Genomic DNA, 17,981 nt, shown 5'->3' with positions numbered 1-17,981 from the left:
CCAGATGTGGAGACTTCTTCCGCTGCTGGCTGCCCTCTTCGGGCTCGCCGCCTGCGCTGCGCCGCAGGCGGCGGTCCCCCGGGAGCAGCCGTCCTCCTTGTCGCGCAACGCCGAGTCGTTGCAGGCCAAGCTCCGCCGGACGCCGCTGGACGCGGCCGCCTGGGCAGAGCTCGGTTCCACGCACGTCGAGCTCGCGCGGGTGACCTACGACCCGCAGCACTACGGCCGGGCCGAGAAGGCGCTGACCGAGTCGTTGCGGCTCAAGCCGGAGGGCAACTTCGAGGCCTACGTCGGCCGCGGTGCTCTGGCGAACGCCCGGCACGAGTTCACCGCCGCTCGTGACTGGGGTCAGCGCGCGGTCGGCGTCGCGCCGGACTCCGCTCCCGGGTACGGGGTGCTGGTCGACGCGCTGACGCAGCTCGGGGACGACGCCGGTGCTTCCGTTGCACTGCAACGGATGCTGGATCTGCGGCCCGGCGTCGCCTCGTTCACCCGCGCCTCCTACCACTTCGAGTTGCGCGGTCAGCTGGATGACGCGCGGCAGGCGTTGGAACGGGCCGTGGAGGCCGCTTCCTCACCGGAGGAGGTCGCGTTCTGCCGGCTGCACCTGGATCGGCTGGCCGGGAAGTCCGAGCCGGTCGAGGAGTTGCGGGACCGGGTGGGCAAGGTGCCGTCGCCGGAGAACCTCGTGCGGTACGGCGAGGCGCTGGAACGCGCGGGGCAGACCGCTGAGGCACGGGTCCAGTACGACCTCGCGTTGCAGCAGCTGCGCGCGTTGGGCGGTGACGACCTGACGGCGGCGCTGGTCTCCGCCGACCACGGCGACCCCTTGGAGGCGTTGCGGTTCGCGGAGAAGGAGTGGGCGAAGCGGCAGAGCGTGTTCACGGCCGATGCGATGGCGTGGGCGCTGCACGTCAACAAGCGGTCGGCGGAGGCGTTGCCGTACTCGGACCGTGCGGTCGCGGGCGGGTGGCGCGACCCGTCCGTGCTGCGCCATCGTGCGGCGATCCAGGGGAGTCTGCGATGAGGGTCTTCCTGCTGGTGCTGTTCGGGATGCTGGTCACCGCCGGGGTGGCTTCCGCACACCCGGTGAGCAACCTGAGCGTGAACCACTACGACGGCCTGCGGGTGTTCGCCGACCGGATCGAGCTGCGGTCCGTTGTGGACAGTGCGGAGATCCCGACCCTGCAGGACCGCGAGTTCGTCGACGCCCGCAAGCGGTGTGCGGAGCGGTCGAAGTCGTTGAGCGCGATGGCCGATGAGGAGCGCCTGACGTTCGAGGTGCGCGACGCGGACGTGGTGCGGCCGCCCGGTGAGGCCGGCCTGCCGACGATGCGCCTGACCTGTGAGTACACCGCGTTGCTGCCGTCGCGCGGCGAGGTCGAGGTGACGTTCAGCGACTCCTACCTGAAGGACAAGCCGGGCTGGCGCGAGATCACCGTCGTCGGGGTCGACCGGGCGGTGTCCGGCGCGCCGGCCGAGTCCGTCAGCAACGAGCTCCGCACCTACCCGGAAGACCTGCTGTCGTCGCCGCTGGACGTCCGGGCCGTGCGGTTCCTCTCCCAGCCGGGTGAGGGGTCACCCGTGACCCCACCCGGGATGCTGGGGCAAGCCACGAAGGCGGCCGTCGGACTGGTGGGTGATCTCACCCCGGTGGTCGGAATCGGTGCGGTCCTGCTGTCTCTGGTGCTGGGAGCGTCGCACGCGGCGCTGCCCGGCCACGGCAAGACCGTGATGGCCGCCTACCTGGCGGGTTCGCGTGGAACCCGCCGCGACGCATTCCTCGTCGGCGCCACCGTCACCATCACCCACACGGCGGGTGTTCTGGTGCTGGGGCTGCTGATCAGTGCGTCCAGCGCGATCGCGGGCGAGTCGGTGTTGCGCTGGCTCGGCGTCGCGAGCGGTCTGCTGGTCGCGGTGATCGGAGGAGTGCTGCTCCGCTCGGCGGTGCGGTCGCGTGGACGTGCAGGGGAAGACCGTGGTCACGGGCACGGCCACGGACACGGCCATGGGCACGGCCACGGCCGGAAGCACCGCCGAGCGGGGCTCGTCGGAATGGGCGTCGCGGGCGGCCTGGTGCCGTCCCCGTCCGCCCTCGTCGTCCTGCTGGGCGCGATCGCCCTGGGCCGCACCTGGTTCGGCGTGGTCCTGGTCCTCGCCTACGGACTGGGCATGGCGGCGACCCTGACCGCCGCCGGCCTCCTGCTGGTCTCCCTGCGAGACCGCCTGGGACCCCGCCTGACGCGCCTGCGCAGGTTCACGAACTTCACCCCGCTGGGCACAGCGGCACTGGTGACGGTAGTCGGACTAGGCCTCGCCACCCGTGCGCTGGCCGGTTGACCAAGGAGAAGAGACCATGAAGAAGCTCATCGTGCTGGCCGTCCTGGCGCTCGCCGCGTGCAGCGCCCAGCCCGCGGCCACCGCGCAGTTCGACGACGAACAGCAGACCGACATCTCCTGCATGAAGCACCAGGAGCAGACACCGGGGGAGGAGTACTTCGACGAGGGGAACTGGGACACCGTGGTGTCGTTGTCGATCCTGCGGTACTACACCTCCAACGGGGCAAAGCCTTACTGCGACGGCCAAACCGCCACCGAAGCGGACCAGGGGTGGCGCAAGCTCTACGTGCAGATGGGTGCCGAAAAGAACAACCTGCGCTGACGGTGAGCGCGGGTGTGCTCGGGCCCGGCTTCGGGTCCGAGCAGGGGGCCTCTTCGGCGCGGGTCGCGTTGAGTAACGGCCCCTTCGAACGTCACGATGATCGGTGCATGGCGGATCCGACCGGGCGACCAGGGCTCCTCCCTCTGCTGGACGGCTACCAGTACGACGTCTTCCTCAGCTACCGCAGGTCCGGGCCGGGAAACGCCGCCGCCTGGGTGCGGGACCACTTCCACCGCATGCTGGAGGATTGCCTCGCCGACGAGCTCGGTCTCACCGCCGTCTTCATCGACAAGGAGGTCGAGACCGGGAGCATGTGGCCGCCGTTGCTGCGGGAAGTGTTGGCGCGCAGCAAGATGCTCGTCGCCGTCTGGTCTCCGCCGTACTTCCACTCGCCGTGGTGCCTCGCCGAGTGGCGCACGATGGAAGAGCGGGAACGGGTGCTCGGCGGGACGGTGCGGCTGGTGTACCCGGTGCGGTACTCGGACGGGGACAACTTTCCCGAGGGCGCGAAGCAACGGCAGCACTTCGATGTTCGTGAGGTGTCCAATCCTTTTCCCGCGTTCCACGGCTCGCACCGGCAGGCTGATCTGTTCGAGACGGTCAAGGTGATCGCGGGGGAGGTGGCCCAGGCCCTCGCCGCCGTGCCGCCGTGGCGGGCGGACTGGCCCGAGTGTCAGGTGCCCGACGCGGTGGCCACGCCGAAGCCTGTCTTCCCGGTGTTCCAGCCGTGATCGTCACCTTCACCGCCCAGCGGCCCGACGACACCGCGCGCACCGTGGCCGAACTCCTCGCCCGGTGGGGCCTGAAGGTTCTGTACGTCGACTGGAATCCCGACGAAGCGCTGGGGTTCCCGCAGTCGCTGCTCGCCGCTCCGGAGGAGCCGCTGGCAGCCGTCGTCCGCGTTCCGCTGCTCGGGCCCTACGTTCTGGACGCCGTCGCGAGCGTGGGGTTCGACCACGTTCGGGGCGACTGGGCAGCCGTGTACGCCGATGGGCTGGGGGATCTGCTGGAGGCCTGTGCCGAGCGGTGGCGGGCGGAGTACGAGATCGTGGTGATCCGGGACGCGGCGGCGGGCCACCCGAGTCGCGGGATCGCGGTGGCGCACCTGCCGGACGCCGTGGTGGTCGACTGCAGGGGGATCGGCGCGGCCTCGCTCGTCTCGGCTTCCGAGGCCCGGCACCTGTTGCCGTACGGTCGCGCGGAGCTGCTCGTCCTGCCGATGCACGGGCCGGCAGGGGACTTCGACCGCTGGACGCTCACGTGGGTGCACGCCACTGTGCGTCCCGAGCGCGTCTCGGAGCTCGCGCAGGACGACGTTCGGGCGCTGGCGGCCCTGCTCGGCAACGGGTTCGCGGGAACCGAGCTGCTGGTGGCCGATCCCGGTGGGTACGTGGCCGCGGCCGAACACCGCGACGGCGTGCTGGAAGCCGCCCGCGCCGTCCGTCCGGAACTCCCGTACCTGCTGCCTGCCGACGACCTCGACCAGGTGCTGCGGGACCTGCTGAGCGCCGAGCCGGCGCCGGTGGCCCGGCTGCGGGAAGTCCTGATGTCGGACGACGAGCTGGCGCTCTGGGTGTCGTCGCTGATGGACGACCCCGAGTACCGGCCGGTCGACGCCCAGCCGACCAGGTCGGTGTCCGCGCCGACGCGGCACGTCTGCCCGGCCGACGGCAACTACGTCTGGTACCGCCACGACGAAGAGCTCGTCTCCCGCTGTCCGGACCACGACGTCGTCCTCGAACCGGTGCCGATCGTCCGCCGGGTCGATCCGCTCCAGCTGTGGCTGGCGGTCGCCGGGAGAGTGCGGGACTGGACCGTGACCGGTGACCCCGGCACCAGGTCTCCCGGTGAGCTGGAACGCGAGGCGTTGACCCTGCTCGCCGCGCTCCCCGCCGTCGACGCGTCCGGGCCGGCGGGAACGGTCGCCCTGTCCGAGCTCCAGCGCGCCGAGTTGCTGACCGGGGACGCCAGAACCGAGGCACAGCAACGGGGTCTGTCCCTGTTCGCTCTGCTGCGCGAGGACGACACGGGTGTTCCCGAGCCGCTCCTGCACGACGTGAACGGCCTGCTGGAGTCGGACCGGGAAGCCGTGCTCCACGTCGCGGGGAATCTGTGGCGCGCGGCAGGAGACCGTGAGGCACCAGGTCTCGTCCTGTGGGCTGCCGCGTTGGTGGCCGGCCCAGGACTGGACCCCGAGCTGCTCCAGAACCGCGTCAACACCCTCCTCGGGCTCGACGCCGGCACGGGTGATCACACGCACCTCGCGGAAGCCGTTTTCCTCGGGCGCACCGCTCTCGGAAACCTGAACCGCCCACTCGACACAGCGGGCAGCGCGCTCGCCGGCACCACCGCGTTCGGCCTGGTTCGCTGGCATGCCCTGACCGGGAACTCCGACGTGCTGGACGAGGCGATCACCCTGTTGCGCGCCGAGACCACCAACGATCAGGCGTGGTCCGAAGTCCCCGCGATCCTCGTCAGCGCTCTCAGCCGGCGAGCCTCCGCGACCGGGTCCGTGCCGGACGTGGAGGAGGCCTTGGCGGTCGGCCGTTCCGCCCGCGCACTCCCGGATGCCGACGGCACGCTTGCGGCGAGCCTGAGCACTGCACATCTCGAAGCGTTCGAGCTGACCGGGCGCCTCGACGATCTCGACGACGCCGTCGTGCTGGCCCGGCTCGCGGTCGACGGCTCACCGCCGAACCGTCGTGCCAGGCAATCCACCCTCGCGGGCGCACTGCACACCCGGTACCGCGCGACGAGGCAGCTGCGCGACCTGACGGCGGCCATCGCCCTCTACCGGGACGCCGTCGCGGACGTGCCCCCGAACCTGAGGCTGGAGACCCGCGCCAACCTCGCCGACGCCTTGCTCGACCTCCACCACCGCAACGGTGACCGTTCGGCGCTCCGCGAGGCCGCCGACATCGCCGGTGCCGTCGTCGCGCTGACTCCCGAGGCCAGTCCGGTGTACGCGGGCAGGCTCGCGACCGTCGCCGCCACGTACGAACTGATCGGTGACACCGCCGAAGCGGTCACGACCTATCGGCGTGTCGCCGAGAGGTCGAGGTGGGAGGACCCGGGCACTCCGGAACGGGTCTTCCCGCTGATCCAGCTCCTGCGCGAGTCGGGTGCGGAGGTGCACCTGGCAGAGGCGCGCACCTGGGCGGATCTGCTGGTAGCCGCCACACCGGAGGACGCACCGACCCACGCGCGGGCCCTGATCCTGCTCGGTGATGTGTTGCGGGCACAGGGTTTGCCCGCGACGGACGCCTACCGGAGCGCGGCCGAGGCAGTGGACGCCGCCACCGGGACACGGGTGATCGCCGCGACCCGGTGGGCGCTGGCGGCCCAGGCCGAGCACGGGCGTTCCGACGCGGTGCGGGCGTGGGCCACGGCCGTGGACGCCTTGCTGCAGCTGGCGTCGATCGGGGTCGACGTGGAGACGCGCGAGCACCTGCTGGCCGAGTGGCTGACCGTGCCGAGAGACGCGGCCGCCTGCGCGATCGAGTGCGGCCACCCGGCGACCGCGCTGGAGTTCCTCGAGGCGGGCCGGACCGTCCTGTGGAACCAGGCGATCGACCTGCGCGGTGACCACAGCGCGCTGGCCGCCGTCGCACCGGACACCGCGGCCCGGCTCACCGAACTCGCGGGTGTGCTGGCGCACCCCGGTGACCGCGACAGCGGCACGGTGATCCGGCTCGCAAGGGAGTGGGAAGGGCTCGTCGCGGAGGCCCGGACCTACCCCGGATTCGAGGGATTCCTCCAGCGCCCGCGTGCGGACCGACTCGCCAAGGCGTTGGGGGAGCGAACGGTGGTGGTGCTCAACGCCTCCCGCTCGCGGTGCGACGCCCTCGTCGTGACCGGCGCCGGCGTCCAGGTGATACCGCTGCCCGTGTCGCCCGACGACGTGGTGGCGGCGACGGTGACGATGCAGGCACCGATGCACCGGGCCCTGCCCGTGGTGCTGCCGTGGTTGTGGGAGAAGGTCGCCCGACCGGTCCTGGACGTCCTCGCGCTGCCTCCCGGATCGCCGTTGTGGTGGTGCCCGACGGGTTCCTTCACCTTGCTGCCCGTCCACGCCGCCGAGGCGGGCGACGACGGCGTCCACCGTCGGGTGGTGTCGTCCTACACCTCGACCGTCACCGCGCTCGTCCGTGCGATCGGGCTGCCGGAGCGGACCGGCGGAAGGGCGACGTTCGTGGGGGTCGACCACCCACCCGGTTCGGAACTCGCCGTCCTGACGGCGGTCGCCCAGGAGGCGGCCGTCGTCGAGAGGTCCGTCGGACTGCCCCTCGACGAACTCCAGGGCCCGCAGGCGACCAGGGAGGCCGTCCGCGCCGCCGCCACCGGTGCCGCGGTGCTGCACCTGGCCTGCCACGCGCAGCCGTCTCCCGCGAACCCGCGAGAGGCAGGTCTGGAACTGTGGGACGGCCGCCTCACGGTCAGGGACCTCGCCGCGGACCTCACCACACCGCCGGACCTCGTGTACCTGTCGGCCTGCCACACCGCGGCCGCGGGACTGACGCTGCCGGACGAGGCGATCTCCATCGCGGCCGCCTTCCTCGCCGCGGGCAGCCGCAACGTGGTCGGCACGCTCTGGGCGGTCGGCGATCGCGACGCCGCGACGGTCGCGCGTTTCTTCTACGAGGCACTGAAACGAACGGGAGACCCGGCGCGTGCGTTGCACGAGGCGATGACGGCGTTGCGCGCGCAGTTCCCGAAACGGCCGGCGGCTTGGGCGCCGTTCGTGCACATGGGCGGCGGCGAGGTGCACGACTCGGACACCTGAGGAGCGCTGGATCTCCGGCGGCCCGGCGGAGATCCAGCGCCTCCTGCAGAGGCCTACAAGCAGTCCCCCTCGGACAGGTCGCAGGCCCGCTGGTTGCCGAAGCCGTCGACCGTGAGCTGGACGACCGGGTGGAAGCTGACCGGCAGGTCACCGACCGGCGAGGTGATCACCGTCGAGAACGTCTTGGTGCCCCAGGTGACCGTCACGGTTTCGAGGAAGTTGTCGGCGCTCCAGGAACGATCGTCCCTGCGGGTCGGAGCTCCGCTCTGCTGCCAGCGGGATCCCGGTTGGATGATCGGGTCGCGGTCGTAGGCCGAGTACGTGAACACGGGCGCCGACGGGTAGTTGCTGTCCGCGACGTAGCACCACTCGATGTGGAAACCCCACTCGACGTGGATCGCCTCGGTGATCTCGCGGTGCCCGTTCCTGTTGCTGTCGTTGAAGATGATGTACGTCGGGTCGAACGACTCGCAGGTGACGGCGACCGGCGGGTTCGACGGTGGTTTCGGCGGCTTCGGTCCCGTGGGGGGACAGTTGCCGCCGATCTTGCAGTTGGTCTGGTAGGGCGTGCCGGCGGCCTGCACGGTCGGTGCGAAAACCGTGGTGATCGCGAGGGAGGAGGTGTCGAGCTCCGGTGCACCGCCCTTTCCGGCGGCACCGGCCGCCAGGCTCGGGCTGACCAGGCCGAGCGTCAGGAGGGCCGTGACGATGAGCGAGACCTGAACCGCGTGTCGTGCTAGTCGGGAGATGCGCACTGATCTTCCTAACCCCTTGGTAGGACGCGAGGTGACCGCTTCGGGCGGGGACGAGCAGGCCGACCAAGAACCCCCTTCTCCAGTCCTGCTGCGGCCACCACGCTGCCCGGCCGGGCGAACGAAAACCTGTGGTAAACCTGCAATCGTCGAAACATCGCTGCTAGACCGGCACTGACGGGGGACCGGTCGGCTAGGGGGCGCGGTGGTGGTGGAGTTCCGCGTGTTGGGGCCGGTGCAGGCCAGGTTCGGTGAACGGCTCGTCGACCTGGGGCACGCCCGTCAGCGGTGTGTGCTGGCGGTGCTGTTGATCGAGGCCAACCAGTGGGTGTCGGCCGACCAGCTGCTCGACCGGGCCTGGGGCGAGCGGGTTCCGCCCGGCGGCCGGAACACCCTCTACGGCTACCTGTCGCGCCTGCGCCGGGCACTGCGGGCCACCCGCCAGGCCGCGATCGTGCACCGGTCGAGCGGGTACGAACTGGTCGTCGAGGACGACGCGGTGGACGTGCACCGCTTCCGCCGGTTGGTCGCCGCCGCGCGTGCCGAGTCCGACCACGTCCGTGCACTGGAACTGGCCGAGCAGGCCTCGGCGTTGTGGCACGGCGAGGCGCTGCACGGGCTGGACACGCCGTGGAGCGTGACCGTGCGCCACGGGCTGGAGCGGGAGCGGTTCGCCGCCGACGCGGACCGCCTGGACCTGGCACTGCGGCTCGGGCGGCACTCCGCGGTGCTGCCCGAGCTGACCGACCGCGCCGCCGCGCACCCGCTGAACGAGCACGTGACCGCCCAGCTGATGCTCGCCCTCTACCGCGCCGGTCGCCCCGCGGAGGCCCTGGAGAGGTACCGGCGACTACGCGCCGGCCTGGCAGCCGAGACGGGCACCGATCCTGGTCCGGAGCTGCGGCGGCTGCACCAGCGGATGCTGACCGCGGACCCCGGCCTGGCCGTTCCCGACACGGCCCGGTCCGCGGTGGTGCCCCGTCAACTGCCCGCGGTGCCCGCGTTGTTCACCGGCCGCGTCCCCGAGCTCACCGAACTCGACAGCGCCCTGATCGTGGCACCGGCCGGCGCGTCGGGGTCCGTGCCGATCTTGGCGATCGCGGGCGTGGGCGGGATCGGCAAGACCTGGCTCGCGCTGGCGTGGGCGCACCGCAACCTGCACCGGTTTCCCGACGGGCAGCTGTTCGTGGACCTGCACGGGTTCAGCCCCACCGCGGATCCGGTCGACCCCGCCGACGCGCTGCGCGGATTCCTCACCGCCCTCGGCGTCACCGCCGACCGGGCCGAGGGAGATCTGGGAGCCGTGTACCGCAGCCTGGTGGCCGGGCGGAGGGTGCTGGTGCTGCTGGACAACGCCGCCACCGCGGATCAGGTCATCCCGCTGCTTCCCGGCGGCCCGAGCGCCACCGTGCTCGTCACCAGCCGCACCAGCCTGCCGTCGCTGATCGACCGGCACGGAGCGCACCACCTGCACCTGGGCCTGCTCACCCTCGACGAGTCCCGCACCCTGCTGGCCGCACGGCTGGGCCGCGGCCGCACCGACGCCGAACCCGGTGCCGTCGACGAGCTGGTCGAACTCTGCGGCCGGCACCCGCTGGCCCTGGCGATCACCACCCGGCAGGCCGCCACCCGGCCTCGGCTGCCCCTGGCCGAGCTCGCCGCGGAACTGCGCGAAGCCGGGTTGGAGATGTTCGACCACGAGACCGACCTCGCGGCCAGCCTGCCCGCCGTCCTGTCGTGGTCGCTGCGCCGCCTCACTCCGCGCCAGCGCAAGGTGTTCGTGCTGCTGGGGATCACGCCGGGGCCCGACATCGACCTGCCCGCCGCCGTCTCCCTCACCGGCCTCACCACGGCGGAGGCGCGCAAGGCCCTGCGCGTCCTGGAAGACCACTCGTTGCTCGACCGGCACCCGCACGGCCGTTACGCGATGCACGACCTGGTCCGCGCCTACGCCACCACCGCCGACGAGCACCTGCCCGAACCGGAGCGGGAGGCCGCGCTGGAACGGGTGACGGACCACTACCTGCACATCGCCCACGCGGCCGAGCGGCTGCTGAGTCCCCACCGCCCACCGATCAGGCTCGACCCGCCGTCCGCCACGCCCCACCCGCTCCCCGACCGAGTGGCCGCACTGGCCTGGATGGACGCCCACCACCTCCACCTCCTGGCCGTCCAGCACACCGCCGCCGCTCGGCACCGCCACCGGACCGTGTGGCAGCTGGCGTGGGTGCTGGCGACCTTCCACCGTCTGCGCGGACACATCCACGACGACCTCACCGTGTGGCAGGCCGCCGCCGACGCCGCCGTCCACCTGCCCGACCCCGGCGCCCGCGTCCTCGCCCACCGGCTGCTCGGACACGCCCTCGCCGAACTGGACCGGCACGACGACGCCATCGCCCACCTGCACAAGGCCCTCGACCTCGCCCTGCACCACCACGACCTCACCCAGCAGGCTCACACGCAGCACGCCCTCACCTGGGCGTGGGAGCAGCACGGCGACGATCACAAGGCGCTGGAGCACGCCCGGCACGCGCTGGAACTCTTCCGCGCCCTCGACCACCCGGTGTGGGAGGCCACCGCGCTCAACCTGGTGGGCTGGTACGCCGCCCGCGTGGGCGAGTACGACAACGCCCGCAAGCACTGCCAGGCGGCCCTCGACCTCTACCGCCGGCACGAGGACCCCGACGGCGAGGCGGACACCCTGGACAGCTTCGGCTGGATCGAGCACCACACCGGCCACCACCGCCGCGCCATCGACCATTACGAGCAGGCGCTGGCCCTGTACCGCACCGTCGGCAACGCCACCGAGGCCGCCGACACCCTGGACAACCTCGGCCACCCCCACCTCGCCCTCGGTGACCGCGCCGGGGCCCGCTCCGTCTGGCAGGAAGCGCTGGACCTCTACGAGCAGCAGGGCCGCCACACCGACGCCGAACGCGCGCGAGGACGACTCGCCGGGCTCGACGCCGTGCCGCGTCAGGACGTGACCAGCCGCAGCACCAGCGCGGAGACGGAGAGCGCCAGGTACGCCCCCGGATAGGCGATGTGCGAGTACGACCGGCTGCGGACGACCGTGACGACCGCGCCGACGAAGTAGAGCGACAGGCCGGCCGCCGCCGCGATCCCGAGGAGGGGCACCGCGACTCCCGCGAGCAGCCCCACGGCACCGGCCGCCTTGGCGACCCCGAGCAGGAACAGCCAGCGGTGAGGCACGCCGTACCTGGTCATGTTGGCCAGGACCCACTCGGCGCGCGCAAAGTCCACAATGGACGCAAGGGTGTTCGCGACAACGGCCACTGCGGTGATGGCGAGGTAATACGTCTGTACACTCACGAACGGTCTCCACTGCTCGATGCGTTCATCCGGACTCGGGTCGGCACCTGCTTGACGGATGGCGGACGGGATTGGTGACCGATGAGTGGATCTGAGGCGTTGGCCGTGCGTTTCGAGGCGCACCGCGAGCACCTGCGCGGCGTGGCCTTTCGCTTGCTGGGCTCGCTGGACGAGGCCGACGACGCCGTGCAGCTGGCCTGGTTGCGCGCCGACCGCGCCGATCTCGGCGACGTGACCAACTTGGCCGGCTGGCTCACCACCGTGGTCGCCAGGATCAGCCTGGACCTGTTGCGCGCCAGGCGATCCCGTGGCGAGGAACCGGCGTCGGCCGTCGAACCGCGCGGCGGCGTCGAACCCGAGGCGGAAGCCGTGCTGGCCGAGTCGGTGGGGCTGGCCGTGCTGGTCGTGCTGGACAGGTTGACCCCGGCGGAGCGAGTGGCCTTCGTGCTGCACGACGTGTTCGCGCTCCCGTTCGACGAGATCGCGGTGGTCGTCGGCCGCTCGACGGCGGCGAGCAAGAAGCTGGCCAGCCGCGCCCGCGGCCGGGTCCGAGGTGCGCCGGCCACCGGTGATCGGACCGCGCTGGCCCGCAACCACGCCGTGGTCGAGGCGTTCCTCTCGGCTGCCCGCGACGGCGACCTGGACGCGCTGATCGAGGTGCTCGCACCGGACGTGGTGCGCCGTGCCGACCGGTTCGCGGCGCCGCCCGGAGCCGCCGCCGAGATCCGCGGTGCCCGGGCGGTCGCGGAGGCGACCGCGTTGAACGCGTACCGGATCTCGGTCGCCGAGGTGGTGCTCGTCGACGGGGAACCGGGAGTCGTGGTCGCGCCACGAGGCCGCCTGCTGCTCGTCCTGAGCATGACGGTGCGCGAGGGACGAATCGTCGCGTACGACGTCGTCGGTGATCCGGTTCGTCTCGCCCGGATCTCGCTCGCGCTGGACCCCGGAAGGGGGAACTGACCGCGGTCCGCTCCGGATCTGCGCCGAATTGACCGCAACCTCCGCCGCCTTCTCCCGTTGGTCAATACAGAAGGCGCTACATGCGGGGAGGACGCGGCGTGGTGAAGATCGACCACCAGGGGGACACACCTCCGTACGAGCAGGTGCGCGTGCACTACGCACACGCCATCTCGAACCGGGAGCTGCCGGTGGGAGCGAAGCTGCCGACGGTGCGTGCCCTGGCGAAAGACCTGGGTCTGGCGGTCAACACGGTGGCGCGCGCCTACCGCGAGCTGGAGGAGGCCGGCCTCGTCGAGACGAGAGGCCGCGCCGGCACGGTGGTCAGCGCGAACGGCGACAGCAACCGCGAACGCGTGCGCGCGGCGGCGGCTCAGTACGCGGCGATGTCCGCGGAGCTGGGCCTTGCGCCGCAGGAAGCCCTGGAGATCGTCCGCGCCGCGTTCCGCGCGTAGAAGTCACACTTCTGGGTGTAGCAGGGTTTCTGGAACTGTGACGTTCCACAATGGTCACCACGGCTCGGCCTGCTGACCGAGTCCGGCGCGCCCTTTTCGGCGACGCCGCGGGGTCCGGCGTGTGTGCTGTCAGTTGGTCTGCTGCTCCAGGCGAGTGATCACATCTGCCCTGGTAGTCACCCGTTCGCGAACCTCACGAGGCGTCTTGACAGAGCTAGGCTGCCCCCTGGATCGTGAATAACTGATTCGTCAGTCAATTTAGGGGTGCGAGATGGGGCGGACCGTCCGCGACGGCCTGCGGCTCACGGCCGAGCAACAGCAGTTCGTCGAGCTGGCCGGGGAGTTCGCCGCGCGCGAGATCCGGCCGCGCGGGCGGGCCGTGGACGAGGCGGACACCGAGTCGCCGCTCGACGTGTGGGAGAAGGCGGCGGGGCTCGGGCTGACCTCGTTCATGCTGCCGGAGAAGTTCGGCGGCGGTGGCGTCACCGACCTGCTCACCCAGGTGCTGATCCAGCAGGAGTTGTGCCACGGCGACATCGGCATCGGGAACCTGGTCACGTCCAACGGGTTCTTCAGCGCGCCGATCGAGCACCTCGGCACGCCCGAGCAGCAGGAGCGGTTCCTCACGCCGTTGTCGGGGCCTCATCCGCCGCTCACCGCTGTCGCCGTGACCGAGCCCGGCAGCGGGTCGGACGCGGCGAGCATCCAGACGTCGGCGCGGCGCGAGGGCGACGAGTACGTCCTCAACGGACAGAAGACGTGGATCTCGAACGCGCCGTACGCCGAGACGTTCGTGATCTTCGCGACCGTCGATCCGGCGCTGAGGTCCCGTGGTGTCACGGCTTTCGTCGTGCCGCGGTCCGCGCCGGGGCTCACGGTCGGGCCGCCGTTCCCGAAGATGGGGCAGCGCGCGATCGTCAACGCCGAGGTGTTCCTGGACGACGTGCGGGTGCCCGTCGAGGATCGACTGGGCGAGGAGGGGCAGGGGTTCGCCGGGCTGATGAGGACGTTCGACGCCTCGCGCATCCTGATCGGCGCGTCCACGACGGGACTCGCCCGTGCGGCGCTGGACTTCGCCACCGCGTACGCGCGCGAGCGGGAGCAGTTCGGGGTGCCGATCATCCAGCACCAGGCGGTGGCGTTCCGGCTGGCGGACATGGCGACCCGCGTCGACACCTCGCACCTGCTCACGGTGCGGGCGGCGACGCTGTACGACGACGGGCAGGCGGTGGCGCAGGAGTCGGCGATGGCCAAGCTCGTCGGCTCGGAGAACGCCATGTGGTGCACGCACGCCGCCGTGCAGACGTTGGGGGGCTACGGATACTCCCGTGAGTACCCCGTCGAACGCTGGATGCGCGACGCCAAGCTGGAGGAGATCGAGGAAGGCACCTCGGACATCCAGCGCCTGATCATCTCCCGCGGCCTCGGTGCGAGATGATCTTCTCGGATCCCGCTTCCGTCGCTGTCGTCGGCGCCAGCGACGACCCCGCCAAGTGGGGCCACTGGCTCGCGCGCGGTGCCCTCGACGGCCACGAACGCCGCGCGGTGCACCTGGTCAACCGCGGTGGTGGCGCGGTGCTGGGACGGCCGACGGTGCGGTCGCTCTCCGAGCTCGACGAGGCTCCCGAACTGGTCGTGCTGGCCGTGCCCGCCGCGCACGTGCCGGCGGTGGTGGACGAGGCGCTGGCCGTGGGGGTGCGCGGTTTCGTGGGCATCCCCGCCGGGATCGACGAGGCGGTCATCGGCCGGATCCGCGAGGCGGGCGCCCGGTTGCTGGGGCCGAACTGCCTGGGGGTGTTCGACGCGGCGACGTCGTTGCACCTCGCGTGGGGCCGGTTCCAGGCCGGTTCGCTGGGGGTGGTGTCGCAGAGCGGGCAGGTCGGGCTGGAGATCGCCGGGCTCGCGGCGTCGACGGGGATCGGCGTCAGCCGGTTCGTCTCGGTCGGCAACCAGGCGGACGTGACGGCCGCGGAAGCGTTGCGGGAACTGGTGTGCCACGACCTGACCACGGTCGCCGGGGTCTACCTGGAGAGCTTCGGTCCCGGCATCGTGGCGGCCATGTCGGAGCTGCGCGCGGCCGGGAAACCCGTGGTGCTGCTGACCGTGGGCTCCTCGCTCGCCGCCCAGGAGGCCGCGCGCACGCACACGGGCGCGCTGACGTCCTCTTTGGATGTTGTGGACGCGGCCTGCCGTCGTGCGGGCGCGGTCCGGGTGACGACACCGGCGGCGCTGGTCGACCTGGCGTCACTGCTGACCTCCGGGGTGTCGGGTGGGGGCAGGGTGGGGGTCATCTCCGACTCGGGCGGCCAGGGCGCGATCGCCGCCGATCTCGCGGTGGCGGCCGGTCTCGCGGTCCCGCAACTGTCCGTTGTGGACGGTATGCCCGCCGGAGCGTCGGTGCGCAACCCGATCGACCTCGCCGGCACGGGGGAACAGGACCTCGCCAACTACGCGCGGGCCGTCGAGGTGCTGGTGCGCGGCGGTGAGATCGACACCGTGGTGCTCTCCGGCTACTTCGGCAGCTACGGCGAGGACACCCCGTCGCTGGAGTCGGCGGAGGTGGGCGTCGCGTCCCGGATCTGTTCGCTGGCAAGGGAAACAGGCGTGCCCGTGGTCGTGCACAGCATGCGCGCGGACTCGGCCGCCGTCCGGGCGTTGCGGGCCGGCGGCGTCCCCGTCCAGCACACGATCGAACGCGCGATGGCCGCGCTGGGCAACGCGCACCGGCTGCGAAGACACACCGCGGAGGTGGCTCCGCGCGTCACGACGTCCACCCCGTACTCGCCCGGTTACCTCGCGGCCCGCGAGCTGCTGCACTTCGTGCGGTTCCCCGAGGCTCACGCCGTGACGTCCGCCGCCGACGTGACGGGCACGCCGCTGACCGGACCGTTCGCGCTCAAGGCCGACTGGCTCGCGCACAAGAGCGAGCACGGCGGCGTGAAGATCGGCCTCACCGACCCCGCGGCGGCGTTCGACGAGATGCGCGCGAGGCTCGGGCCGGGCACGTACGTGCTGGAGGAGATGGACACGCGCGACCACACCGTCGAGCTGATCATCGGCGCCAAGCGCGACCACTCGTTCGGCCCGGTCGTGCTCGTCGGCGCGGGCGGCGTCCACGCGGAACTGCTGAGGGACACCGCGGTCGAGCTCGCTCCCGTGACCCCCGCCACCGCGACGGACATGCTGGCACGCCTCATCTCTGCCCCGCTTCTGTCAGGCACGCGTGGCGCGCCGCCCGTCGACGTGGCAGCGTTGGCCGAGGTGATCGCGCAGATCTCCGAGACGCTGGCGGCCAGACCGGATCTGGCCGAGATCGAGCTCAACCCCGTGCGCGTGGGGCCGGACGGAGTCCTGGCGGTGGACGCGCTGATCATCCCCTCCAGCGAAGCGAACGAGTCGAGCGGACAACGCGTGGCATGAGCACGACCCCACCCCGCCTCAGTGGCGCCGACGCACTGGTGCGCGCCCTGGTGGCGCACGGCACCGAGCTGGTCTTTGGCATCCCGGGCACCCACAACCTCGGCATCTACCGGGCGCTGGCCGACCACGACGTCAAGCACGTGACGCCTCGCCACGAACAGGGCGCGGGCTTCGCGGCGGACGGCTACGCCCGCGTGACCGGGAAGCCCGGCGTGTGCCTCACCACGAGCGGCCCGGCCGTGCTCAACGCGATGACCGCGGTGACGCAGTCCTATTCGGACTCGGTGCCCGTGCTGCTCATCTCGCCCGGCATGCCGTTGCGGCATCCCGGCCGGGGCAACGGCACCCTGCACGAGGTGCGCCACCAGAGCGTCGCGCTGGAGGCGGTGATCGGGTACTCGAACCGCGTGCAGAGCGTCGCCGAGATCCCGCTGGCCGTGGCGCAGGCGTTCGCGCACATGACCTCGGGCCGGCCGCGGCCCGCCCACCTGGAGATCCCGCTGGACCTGATCGACGCCGTCGACGGGGTTATAGAAGTACCCCCACTGGTGGTGGCACACCCGCCCGCCGACGCCGTGACGATCGCCGCGGCGGCCGGTCGCCTCAACGCGGCCACCGCGCCGGGCATGATCGTCGGCGGCGGGGCCAAGGCCGCGGCCGAGCAGATCACGCTTCTGGCCGAACGCCTGGGCGCCCCGGTCGTGACCACGGCCAACGGCAAGGGGATCGTCTCCGAGCACCACCCGCTCTCCATCGGCGCGGGCCTGCACCACAAGGCGGTCGCGGACTTCGTGGCCGAGTGCGACGCCGTGCTCGCCATCGGCACCGAACTGGCGTCCACCGACCTGTGGAACGGCCCGCTGAAGTTCCCCGGCGACCTCATCCGCGTCGACGTGGACCCGGCCCAGGTGATCACCAACGCCCTGCCCGACTTCCCGCTGGTGGGCGACGCCGAGGCCACCGTCGCGGCCCTGAACCAGCGCCTGGGCAACCCGGCCGCGCTCTACGACACCACCCGCGCCGACCGCTGGCGCAAGCTCTTCACCAAGCACGCCCGAACCCAAGGCACCCCATGGCTACCCCTGGTGGGGTCATTGACGAACGCTCTGGCCCCCGGCGCCATCATCGCCGGCGACAGCGCGATGGCCTGCTACTACGGCGCCCTGTCGAACCTGCGGCTCGACGCCCCGGCGAGCTTCCTGTACCCCACCGGCTTCGGCACCCTCGGCTACGGCCTGCCCGCGGCCATCGGAGCCAAGATGGCTGCCCCGCACCGTCAGGTCGTGGCCCTGCACGGTGACGGCGGCGTCATGTTCACCCTCGCCGAACTCGCCACGGCAGCCCAGGAACGCCTGCCGCTGCCGGTGCTCGTCGCGGACAACGGCGGCTACGGCGAGATCCGCCGCGAGATGGTCGACCGCAGCGAACCGGTGCACGGCGTGAACCTCCCCGGCGTGGACTTCGTGAAGGTCGCGCGCGGCCTCAACTGCCACGGCGTCACCGTCGACGACGAGGACCGGCTCACCGTCGCGTTGCGCAAGGCGTTCACCGCGGACCGCCCGACGGTGATCCACGTGACCGGGGACCTGGCAGGCGCCTGACCGTCCTTGATTTGTCCA

General features: G+C 71.8%; 13 protein-coding genes. 11 read left to right on the top strand and 2 right to left on the bottom strand.

Translation table 11 applies throughout. The features are described from left to right. Positions 1-4: 4 nt before the first annotated feature. The 5 genes from ACFWNN_RS07325 (at position 5) to ACFWNN_RS07305 (ending at position 7,445) form a co-directional block, all read left to right on the top strand. A complete protein-coding gene (locus tag ACFWNN_RS07325; RefSeq protein ID WP_382439010.1) occupies positions 5-1,027 on the top strand; it encodes a tetratricopeptide repeat protein in 1,023 nt (340 codons plus the stop codon). Beyond that, a complete protein-coding gene (locus ACFWNN_RS07320) occupies positions 1,024-2,340 on the top strand; it encodes a nickel/cobalt transporter (RefSeq protein ID WP_382439009.1) in 1,317 nt (438 codons plus the stop codon). Before ACFWNN_RS07325 ends, ACFWNN_RS07320 begins: the two co-directional genes overlap by 4 nt. Positions 2,341-2,356: 16 nt before the next feature. After that, on the top strand, positions 2,357-2,662 hold the full coding sequence (locus tag ACFWNN_RS07315; protein WP_382439008.1) for a hypothetical protein: 306 nt from the start codon (positions 2,357-2,359) through the stop codon (positions 2,660-2,662). A gap of 107 nt (positions 2,663-2,769) precedes the next feature. Continuing rightward, positions 2,770-3,393 carry a TIR domain-containing protein gene (locus ACFWNN_RS07310; RefSeq protein ID WP_382439007.1) on the top strand — a complete coding sequence of 208 codons (624 nt, stop codon included), beginning with the start codon at positions 2,770-2,772 and terminating at the stop codon, positions 3,391-3,393. Beyond that, the gene (locus ACFWNN_RS07305) at positions 3,390-7,445 is read left to right on the top strand and encodes a CHAT domain-containing protein (RefSeq protein WP_382439006.1); all 4,056 of its coding nucleotides are present in this window, start codon (positions 3,390-3,392) and stop codon (positions 7,443-7,445) included. Before ACFWNN_RS07310 ends, ACFWNN_RS07305 begins: the two co-directional genes overlap by 4 nt. 53 nt (positions 7,446-7,498) lie before the next feature. Here the strand turns inward: ACFWNN_RS07305 and ACFWNN_RS07300 are convergent, their stop codons facing one another. Further along, on the bottom strand, positions 7,499-8,200 hold the full coding sequence (locus ACFWNN_RS07300) for a hypothetical protein (RefSeq protein WP_382439005.1): 702 nt from the start codon (positions 8,198-8,200) through the stop codon (positions 7,499-7,501). Positions 8,201-8,420: 220 nt separating this feature from the next. Here ACFWNN_RS07300 and ACFWNN_RS07295 point away from each other — a divergent pair, with 220 nt between their 5' ends. After that, on the top strand, positions 8,421-11,237 hold the full coding sequence (locus ACFWNN_RS07295) for a BTAD domain-containing putative transcriptional regulator (protein WP_382439004.1): 2,817 nt from the start codon (positions 8,421-8,423) through the stop codon (positions 11,235-11,237). Here ACFWNN_RS07295 and ACFWNN_RS07290 read toward each other — a convergent pair. Then, positions 11,174-11,530 carry a DoxX family protein gene (locus ACFWNN_RS07290; RefSeq protein ID WP_382439003.1) on the bottom strand — a complete coding sequence of 119 codons (357 nt, stop codon included), beginning with the start codon at positions 11,528-11,530 and terminating at the stop codon, positions 11,174-11,176. The genes ACFWNN_RS07295 and ACFWNN_RS07290 overlap by 64 nt on opposite strands. Positions 11,531-11,611: 81 nt before the next feature. Here ACFWNN_RS07290 and ACFWNN_RS07285 point away from each other — a divergent pair, with 81 nt between their 5' ends. The 5 genes from ACFWNN_RS07285 (at position 11,612) to ACFWNN_RS07265 (ending at position 17,963) form a co-directional block, all read left to right on the top strand. Then, the gene (locus ACFWNN_RS07285; protein WP_382439002.1) at positions 11,612-12,490 is read left to right on the top strand and encodes a sigma-70 family RNA polymerase sigma factor; all 879 of its coding nucleotides are present in this window, start codon (positions 11,612-11,614) and stop codon (positions 12,488-12,490) included. 80 nt (positions 12,491-12,570) lie between these two features. Beyond that, positions 12,571-12,942 (top strand): GntR family transcriptional regulator, encoded by a 372-nt coding sequence (locus ACFWNN_RS07280; protein WP_382439001.1) that lies wholly within the window; start codon positions 12,571-12,573, stop codon positions 12,940-12,942. A gap of 271 nt (positions 12,943-13,213) precedes the next feature. Further along, a complete protein-coding gene (locus tag ACFWNN_RS07275; RefSeq protein WP_382439000.1) occupies positions 13,214-14,380 on the top strand; it encodes an acyl-CoA dehydrogenase family protein in 1,167 nt (388 codons plus the stop codon). After that, on the top strand, positions 14,377-16,362 hold the full coding sequence (locus tag ACFWNN_RS07270; RefSeq protein WP_382438999.1) for an acetate--CoA ligase family protein: 1,986 nt from the start codon (positions 14,377-14,379) through the stop codon (positions 16,360-16,362). The genes ACFWNN_RS07275 and ACFWNN_RS07270 overlap by 4 nt, the downstream gene beginning before the upstream one ends. Next, positions 16,359-17,963 carry a 5-guanidino-2-oxopentanoate decarboxylase gene (locus ACFWNN_RS07265; RefSeq protein WP_382438998.1) on the top strand — a complete coding sequence of 535 codons (1,605 nt, stop codon included), beginning with the start codon at positions 16,359-16,361 and terminating at the stop codon, positions 17,961-17,963. Before ACFWNN_RS07270 ends, ACFWNN_RS07265 begins: the two co-directional genes overlap by 4 nt. Positions 17,964-17,981 lie beyond the last annotated feature (18 nt).

Source organism: Lentzea sp. NPDC058450, from assembly GCF_042721395.1.
Classification (GTDB): Bacteria; Actinomycetota; Actinomycetes; order Mycobacteriales; family Pseudonocardiaceae; genus Lentzea.
Note: the sequence above shows the minus strand (reverse complement) of the source record. Positions and strands in the feature narration are given on the sequence as shown.

Excerpts from the sequence above, each read along its gene's own strand:
- ACFWNN_RS07325 (WP_382439010.1), top strand. The coding sequence starts at position 5 with ATGTGGAGACTTCTTCCGCTGCTGGCTGCCCTCTTCGGGCTCGCCGCC.
- ACFWNN_RS07320 (WP_382439009.1), top strand. The coding sequence starts at position 1,024 with ATGAGGGTCTTCCTGCTGGTGCTGTTCGGGATGCTGGTCACCGCCGGG.
- ACFWNN_RS07315 (WP_382439008.1), top strand. The coding sequence starts at position 2,357 with ATGAAGAAGCTCATCGTGCTGGCCGTCCTGGCGCTCGCCGCGTGCAGC.
- ACFWNN_RS07310 (WP_382439007.1), top strand. The coding sequence starts at position 2,770 with ATGGCGGATCCGACCGGGCGACCAGGGCTCCTCCCTCTGCTGGACGGC.
- ACFWNN_RS07285 (WP_382439002.1), top strand. The coding sequence starts at position 11,612 with ATGAGTGGATCTGAGGCGTTGGCCGTGCGTTTCGAGGCGCACCGCGAG.
- ACFWNN_RS07280 (WP_382439001.1), top strand. The coding sequence starts at position 12,571 with ATGCGGGGAGGACGCGGCGTGGTGAAGATCGACCACCAGGGGGACACA.
- ACFWNN_RS07275 (WP_382439000.1), top strand. The coding sequence starts at position 13,214 with ATGGGGCGGACCGTCCGCGACGGCCTGCGGCTCACGGCCGAGCAACAG.
- ACFWNN_RS07270 (WP_382438999.1), top strand. The coding sequence starts at position 14,377 with ATGATCTTCTCGGATCCCGCTTCCGTCGCTGTCGTCGGCGCCAGCGAC.
- ACFWNN_RS07265 (WP_382438998.1), top strand. The coding sequence starts at position 16,359 with ATGAGCACGACCCCACCCCGCCTCAGTGGCGCCGACGCACTGGTGCGC.